The sequence below is a fragment of the Kitasatospora sp. NPDC088346 genome, from assembly GCF_044740765.1.
Lineage (GTDB): Bacteria > Actinomycetota > Actinomycetes > Streptomycetales > Streptomycetaceae > Kitasatospora.
Map to the genome: position 1 here is coordinate 1 of NZ_JBIURH010000116.1, position 7,273 is coordinate 7,273.

Consider the following 7,273-nt stretch of genomic DNA (forward strand, 5'->3'; position numbering starts at 1 on the left):
CCTCGGGGCTTGCTTGAGCCGAGGTGCGGGGAAACCCGCTCGCCCGGTTCTGAGGGGGCGGGGACGCAGCAATGCGTCCCCGCTACCCGACAGGGCCCGCGCATCGCGGGGCGGCGGACCTGGCTGTTCTGCGCGTGGCTGTCATGGTCCCGCTTCCGGGTGGTGATCCCGGTCCGGGACTGCACGCTGGGCACCCTGGTCGCCTGCCTGGACACCACGTTGCGCCGCATCGGCGGGGCACCGACCTACGTGCTGACCGACAACGCGAAGACCGTCACCGTCGAACACATCGCCGGGATCCCGGTCCGCCACCCGCAGATGGTCGCCGCCGGCCGGCACTACGGCTGCCAGGTCGTGAGTTGCGTGCCCTACGACCCCGAGTCCAAGGGCGGCGCGGAGGCCACGGTCCGCATCGCGAAGGCCGACCTGGTGCCCACCGATGCGAACCTGCTGCCCGCCTACGACTCCTTCGCCGAGCTCGCGGACGCCTGTCTGACCTGGTGCGATGCGGTGAACACGCGCCGCCACCGAGCAACGGGACAGATACCCGTCGACCGGCTGGACATCGAACGCACCACGCTGCACGTCCTGCCGGCCGAGCCCCTGGCGCTCGCGCTGGGCGAGGAGCGGGTGGTGGGCTCGGACCGCACGATCAGCTTCAACTCGGTGCGTTACTCGACCCCGCCGGGCTATACCGGCGCCCGGGTCTGGTGCCGGGTGGTCGGCGAGGAACTGTCCATCACCGCCCGCACCAACTCCGGGGACCTATCCGAGATCTGGCGCCACCAGCTGTCCACTCCCGGGGTCCCGCAGATCATCGACGCGCACTACCCCGACCACCCCGACGGCCGCAGTGTCCACCAGCCCCGGCTGCAGCCTCGCTCGGAGGCGGAGATCGCGTTCGTGGGCATCGGCCCCGGAGCGGGACGCTGGCTGAAGGAGGCCGGGCCCGCAGGCGCCTCCCGCATCCGCGCCAAGATGGCCCGCGCCGTCGAGCTCGCCACCGTGCTGGGCAGTGACCGGGTCGACCAGGCCCTTGGGCTGGCAGCTGCTGCCGGGCGCTTCGCCGACGACGACCTGGTCTCCATCCTGGAGCACATCGCGGCGAGCAAGCCCGCCGGCGAGGTCGTGCGCGCGGACGAGGCCCACTCGGTCCAGAGCGGAACAATCGGCTGGCAGGCCCTGGGTCGGCGACCATGACCCCACCCCTGAACACGTCCTGACTACACGTCACCCAAACAGAACGGCCCCTTCGTGAGCTTCCCCAACCCGCCGGCCATCCCCGAGGAACTCGACAAGCTGATGCGCCGCATGCGCCTGCCCTATATGCGCAAGGCCGCACCCGACGTGCTGGCCACCGCCCGCGCGCAACGCTGGGACCCCGCCGAGGTCCTTCGGCTGCTGATCGCCGAGGAGGTCACCGGCCGCGACGCTGCAACCCGGCGCCTTCGTCGGCACTCGGCGAACTTCCCCACCGGCAAGACCCTGGCCTCCTGGCGGGCCGAGGACTCCACCATCCCCGAACCCACCCAGAACTCCCTGGTCACCCTGGAGTGGATCGGCCGCGCGGAGAACCTCGTGATCGCCGGCCCGTCCGGGACGGGGAAGAGCCACTCCACCGAGGGCCTGGCCCAGGCCGCGATCGAGAAGGACCTGCGAGTGGCCTGGTTCACCCTGGAGACCCTGGCCGCTGCGATCGGCAAGTCGAAGGTCGACGGGTCGACTGCCCGCACCGTCGCCCGGATCTGCCGGGCCGATTTGATCGTGGTCGACGACATCGGCCTGCTTCCGGTCGGCGAGGACGCCGCCGAAGCGTTCTACCGCATCATCGACGCGGCCTACGAACGCCGCTCCATCGCGGTGACCAGCAACATCCACCCCTCAGGGTTCGACACGATCATGCCCAAGACCCTCGCCGGAGCCAGCACCGACCGCCTCATGCACCACGCCCACCTCGTGACCACCACCGGCGACTCACACCGCCTCGCCGAGGCCCTCGCCGGCAAGGGCGTGGTCCCCTTGAACTGACCCCCAACCCCAGGAACACCACTGGCCACAGGCATGGATTTCTGGTGGCCACCAACCTGGACACTTTACGACCGCCCACCTGGGCTTCTCAATGACCGTTGACAGATGTTGCCGACGACGAGCGGCGGCGGTGTGCTCACGGTCGTGCCCTTCGGTGCGGCGTCGGATGACGGCCTGCTGGTCCGGAGATGAAGGCCTGAACCTACCCGCTGCACCATGGTAACCATCAAGGACTGTTGCTACCCGTGGAAAGTGCGCAGCTCAGGCTGGGCGTTCCGGAACGCTGAAGCCGCGTTCCGGAACGCTGAAGCCCTGCGGTTTCCCGGTCCGCCCAGCCTCTCGGCAGGACCTGTGTTCAGCTGATGTCCGGGCGGACCGGGGACCGCACCAGCCCCAGGGGTGCTTCCTGCAGTGCCGTGACGAGTTGGCGCACGAGTCCGTGCGGTTCGCCGCGCAGGTAGCAGGTCAGTTCGCGAAAGCGCCTGGGCCGGCACGGGAGCACGACGGCGTCGAGCCCTGCGGGCAGCGCGTTGTCCGGGAGAAGCGCCGGCCCCACCCCGGCAGCGGCCAGCCGCGCCGCCGCGTCCACCTGCCAGGTGCGTACCGCCGCCGTCGGCCGGAACCCTTCGGTCGAGCAGTATCCGGAGATCAGGTCGTTGAGACCGTGCCCCTGGCCGAACAGGACCCACTCCTGGTCCGCGAGGTCGCGCAGGGCGATTCCGGTGACGGGCGTCCCTTGGCCGTCGCTGAGGGACGGGTGACCGCGGGGGAGCACCACGACGAACTCCTCATGTCCGAGTGGCACGACCGGGCCGTCCCAGGCGCGGGGCCGCGGACCCACCGCGAGGTCGCCCAGGCCGTTGCGGACCTGTTGCTCCAGAAGGTCGCGATGGCTGAATTCGTCAAGCCGGATCGGGCACCCGGGGTGCCGGTCGTGCCAGGCCCGGATGACCTTCGGCAGGATGCCGGCTGCGATCGACGACACGGTGGCGATCTCCAGCTCCGCGGACTCGCCGCTGGTCGCCGCCCGCGCGGAGCGGTAGGCCCGCTCGGCGTCCCGCAACGTCGCGAGCGCCTGCGGGAGGAAGGCGCGGCCGGCCGGTGTCAGCTGCATGCCGCGCGGCAGCCTCTCGAACAGCGGCCCGCCGACCCGGCGTTCGAGTGTCCTGAGCTGCTGGGACAAGGACGGCTGCGCGACGGACAAGCGCGCGGCGGCGCGGCTCAGAGAACCCTCCTCGGCCACCGCCACGAAGTACTCGAATTGCCTGAGACTCACACCACCCACACTACATATAGAGAAATCCTATGTGAATGGATAGAAAAGAAATCTTAGACTTACGGTCTGCGGCGGCCCATGCTCGATTCATGGGCATCCAACAGTCCCCCGAAGCCACGAACCCCACCATCGCATCCGGCGGCCCGTCCCCGGCGGAGATGGAGGCGGCACCCCTCAACCGTGAAGTAGGAACCCGTCTCCTCTTCGAGAACACCACCGTCCGCGTCTGGGAGGTCCGCCTCGAACCCGGAGACCGGGCACCCCTCCACTGCCACGCCCTCGACTACTTCTGGACGTGCACCGAACCGGGCACGGCTCTGCAGTGGCAGCTCAAGGCAAGCACGTGGGAGCAGCACGGCCGGTCGTACGCCGTGGGCGACACCCAGTACTTCACCCGCGGCAATGACGCGCCGGTGATCCACGACCTGCACAACAACGGCGACACCACGCTCCGCTTCGTGACCGTCGAGCTGCTCGGCCGCACGGAGCGCCACACCTCATCCTCCACCACGCCAGGAGCCACGCCATGACCATGCGCCTGTCCATGCACAACTGGATGCGTCCGGAGCCGCTGGAGGTCACCGTCCCCAGGCTGGCCCGATACGGATACGACGCGATCGAGATCTCCGCCGACCCGCACGCGACGGACATCGCGGCGGTCAGGCACCTGCTCGCCCGTTACGAGATCTCCTGTGCGGGCGGCCTTGCACTCTTCATGGGCGGCCGCGACCTCGTCCACGAGGACTCCTTCATCCGGCAGGCCAGCCTCGCCTACCTCCTGGAGACCATCGACCTCACCGCCGAACTGGGCGGCGCCTTCGTCACCGTGCCGTGCACCGTCGGCAAGCTGGTGCCGATGGCAGACGCGCAGTTGGAGTGGGACTGGTACGTCAAAGCGCTCCGCAAAGCCCAGAACCACGCCGCCGACCGGGGCGTCCGGCTCGCCATCGAGCCCCTCACGCGCTACGAGACCTACCTCATCAACCGGGCCGACCAGGCGCTGCGCCTGGCTGAGGAGGTGGGCGAAGGCTGTGGCATCTGTCTGGACATCTTCCACATGAACATCGAGGAAGCCGACTGGCGATCCGCCATTCGCAGCTGTGCCGACCGACTGGTCAACTTCCACGTCGCCGACAACAACCGGCTCCCGCCGGGATCGGGAGCGATCGACTGGGCGGCCGTGCTGGGCGAACTCGCCGCCGTGGGCTACGACGGTCACCTGTCCGTGGAGTTCATGCCGGCCGTCGACCGCACGCCGGTTTCCGACCGGCAGATCGCCGACGCCGCCGACGAATCCCTCAGCCAAGGCATGATCAAGTGGCTGCGCGACCACGCCTCCGGAGTGCTTCCCGCAGACCTCTACGAGGACTACACCGCGCAGTCCGCCCGCGTCCTGCGCCAGCACCTCACGCAGGTGGGTTCCGGAAACTGAGCCCGGCTGTTCGTCCGGCGGGCGCCACCCCTCCCTCACGCCGCCCGGCGGATCCGTTCCGTCCCCCGTACCCCCCGAAACCCGGAGCCCTCCATGACCGCGCTCAATTCCGGCCCCAGATCCCCAGTCACCGCGGCGGCCGCGTTCCGCGTGCGCCGCCTGTTCATCGGGAGCTGCGTGGCACTCGCCGCCACCGGCATGACGTTCTCCGTACGAGGCGACATCATGGGCGCGCTGGGGCAGGACTTTGCCCTGAACCACTACCGGCTGGGCCTGATCGCCGGTGCGGCCTTCTACGGTTACGTCGGTGCCATCCTGGGCGGCGGCCTGCTGGTGGACGGGCTGGGTGCCAAGAAGATCCTCGTGTTCGCCTTCATCGCTCAACTCGCCGGGCTGGTAGTCACGATCACAGCATCAGGGTTCAACGCACTGTTCGCCGGAACGCTGGTCGTCGGGCTGGGCAACGGACTCATCGAGGCTGCAGCGAACCCGCTCGTTGCCACCCTCTACCCCACGAACAAGACACTGCGGCTCAACACCTTCCACGCCTGGTTCGCCGGCGGCCTCATCGCCGGCGGCGTCGTCGGTTACGGATTCACCCGCGCAGGCATGGGCTGGCAGGCGAAGCTCGGCGTGATTCTCCTGCTGGTGGTCGGCTACGGCGTGCTCCTGTTCCCCCTGCGCTTCCCCCACACCGAGCGGGTCGTCGCCGCCGTGACCAGCAAGGAGATGTTCCGGACCGCCCTCCGGCCCGTCTTCCTGGTCTTCCTGGGCTGCATGCTGCTCACCGCGTCCACCGAACTCGGGCCCAACCAGTGGATCCCCGACACCCTCAACCAGTTGGCAGGAGCCTCCGGGATCCTGGTCCTGACCTTCGTCAACGGCATCATGTTCGCGTCCCGGACGATCGGCAGCCGACTCATCGGCCACCTGAGCCCGGTCGCCGTGCTGGCCGGTTCGTGCGCGCTCGCCGCAATCGGACTCCAGTTGCTGGCCCACACCCGAAGCGCCCCGGTCGCCTACGGCGCCGCGGCCGTCTTCGCCCTCGGCATCGGCCGGCTGTGGCCCACGATGCTCGGCGTGGTGGCTGAACGTTGCCCCAAGGGCGGTTCCTTCGTACTGGCGCTCATGGGCTCCGGCGGCATGCTCGCCACCGCGCTGACCGTGCCGTGGATGGGAGGGCTGATCGACCGACACGGTGCCGCGAGCACCTTCGCCATGGTCAGCGTGCTGCCCGCCATCTGCGTGCTGGTCTTCAGCAGCGTGTGGTTGCGTGACCGCAGAGTCGGTGGACACGGCGTAGAGCCCCTCTCGACGGAGGAGGCCGCGGCCTAGCGATGCAGCCACCCCGCAGGCGGATCCTCCCACCTCTGCCCTCGGCCCGATGAACCGGGCCCAAACCCGAAAAGGTGATTCACATGCCCCGGACTCCGACCCCACGGCCTCCCACCGCGTACAACAGGGACCAGCAGGCCACCTGTCGTGTCGGGATGGAGGGTGACGCTGTACCCACTCGCCGGGCCCGTGCCGCAGTGCGGTGTGTGACCGCCGAGCTCGGCATATCCACCGCTGGGGACCCCTCTGCCCGCGACAATGCGGAAAGCGCGGTGCTGATCGCATCGGAGCTGGTGACCAATGCATGGCGGCACGGCCACGGCGTCATGGAGCTGCGCCTGTGCTGGGATGACGGGATGCTGACCCTGGAGGTCGACGACCGCGGCGGGATGCTCCCGGCCGTGCTCCCCGCCGCCAAACGGGGAGCCCGCGGGGGATACGGTCTGGCCCTGGTCGACCACCTGGCCGACGAGTGGGGGGTGCAACGCCACCCGAACGGCAAGACGGTCTGGGCGAGGTGCGCGCTCCCTCTGGCCAGTTGACGGGCCGTTCCTCTGGCGTCCGACATCCGGACACCGCTCCACCAGGACGACCTCGCCAAGGGCCAGAATCAGGTCCGCAGCAAGCCCTTTGCTTTGTCCACACGCACCCCACTCTGGCCCGGCTTCCCCGCCTCGCGTACAGCGCACCCCGCTCAGGCACCGGTGGTGGCTCCACGCCTGTCCGCCCACTCCCCCAGCGTCGACAGCCACCGCAGGAGCGCTCCGTCCGGCGCACCCGCTGCAGGAGGGGGCACCTCCGACTCGCGGCGGGACACTCATTCTGTGGCCGGGAGTATCAGAGTTGGCTGGACGGTCCCCCGGCACCCGTGCCCCTTGACCCGGTCCGACTGTTGCATCCCGATGCCGTGTGAGTAATGGCAGCTGCAGAACCTCCTGCGGCCAGTCCCAGACGCTGGTGTCAGAGCAGGTGCCGAACGTGGGCAAATCCGGCTGCCGAACCCGGTCAGGACGCCCATTCAATTGCCGTCAGCTCCCGTGTCCAGGGACACGGGAACCTGGACTGGCAGCACAGCACCCCGCCGCCAACTCCTGGGAAGTGATCAGATGTGCTTCCCCTCGTAGCGTGGAGTCGTGACCCGATAAGGAGTTGAGGGTGGGGAAGCGACGTACGTACGACGCCGAGTTCCGGGAGGGGGCGGT

The 7,273-nt window shown here is 69.2% G+C and carries 7 protein-coding genes; 6 read left to right on the forward strand and 1 reads right to left on the reverse strand.

Annotated elements, in window-relative coordinates; all coding sequences use genetic code 11:
* Nucleotides 1-159 precede the first annotated feature (159 nt).
* Together ACIOFR_RS41505 and istB are read left to right on the forward strand one after the other, a co-directional pair.
* Nucleotides 160-1,200 (forward strand): Mu transposase domain-containing protein, encoded by a 1,041-nt coding sequence (locus ACIOFR_RS41505; protein WP_401005921.1) that lies wholly within the window; start codon nt 160-162, stop codon nt 1,198-1,200.
* A 102-nt stretch (nt 1,201-1,302) separates the two neighbouring features.
* The gene (gene istB / locus ACIOFR_RS41510) at nt 1,303-2,028 is read left to right on the forward strand and encodes an IS21-like element helper ATPase IstB (RefSeq protein WP_401005931.1); all 726 of its coding nucleotides are present in this window, start codon (nt 1,303-1,305) and stop codon (nt 2,026-2,028) included.
* Nucleotides 2,029-2,383: 355 nt separating this feature from the next.
* Here istB and ACIOFR_RS41515 read toward each other — a convergent pair whose 3' ends face one another.
* Complete coding sequence (locus ACIOFR_RS41515) at nt 2,384-3,304, reverse strand: LysR substrate-binding domain-containing protein (protein ID WP_401005923.1); 921 nt, start codon at nt 3,302-3,304, stop codon at nt 2,384-2,386.
* Nucleotides 3,305-3,393: 89 nt separating this feature from the next.
* Between ACIOFR_RS41515 and ACIOFR_RS41520 the strand changes: the two genes are divergently transcribed.
* The 4 genes from ACIOFR_RS41520 (at nt 3,394) to ACIOFR_RS41535 (ending at nt 6,613) form a co-directional block, all read left to right on the forward strand.
* A complete protein-coding gene (locus tag ACIOFR_RS41520) occupies nt 3,394-3,834 on the forward strand; it encodes a cupin domain-containing protein (RefSeq protein ID WP_401005924.1) in 441 nt (146 codons plus the stop codon).
* On the forward strand, nt 3,831-4,736 hold the full coding sequence (locus tag ACIOFR_RS41525) for a sugar phosphate isomerase/epimerase family protein (protein WP_401005926.1): 906 nt from the start codon (nt 3,831-3,833) through the stop codon (nt 4,734-4,736). Before ACIOFR_RS41520 ends, ACIOFR_RS41525 begins: the two co-directional genes overlap by 4 nt.
* A 93-nt stretch (nt 4,737-4,829) precedes the next feature.
* Nucleotides 4,830-6,071, forward strand: coding sequence for an MFS transporter (locus ACIOFR_RS41530; protein WP_401005928.1), 1,242 nt, complete (start codon nt 4,830-4,832; stop codon nt 6,069-6,071).
* 155 nt (nt 6,072-6,226) lie between these two features.
* On the forward strand, nt 6,227-6,613 hold the full coding sequence (locus ACIOFR_RS41535) for an ATP-binding protein (protein WP_401005930.1): 387 nt from the start codon (nt 6,227-6,229) through the stop codon (nt 6,611-6,613).
* Nucleotides 6,614-7,273: the final 660 nt, after the last annotated feature.

Excerpts from the sequence above, each read along its gene's own strand:
- istB (WP_401005931.1), top strand. The coding sequence starts at position 1,303 with ATGCGCCGCATGCGCCTGCCCTATATGCGCAAGGCCGCACCCGACGTG.
- ACIOFR_RS41520 (WP_401005924.1), top strand. The coding sequence starts at position 3,394 with ATGGGCATCCAACAGTCCCCCGAAGCCACGAACCCCACCATCGCATCC.
- ACIOFR_RS41525 (WP_401005926.1), top strand. The coding sequence starts at position 3,831 with ATGACCATGCGCCTGTCCATGCACAACTGGATGCGTCCGGAGCCGCTG.
- ACIOFR_RS41530 (WP_401005928.1), top strand. The coding sequence starts at position 4,830 with ATGACCGCGCTCAATTCCGGCCCCAGATCCCCAGTCACCGCGGCGGCC.
- ACIOFR_RS41535 (WP_401005930.1), top strand. The coding sequence starts at position 6,227 with ATGGAGGGTGACGCTGTACCCACTCGCCGGGCCCGTGCCGCAGTGCGG.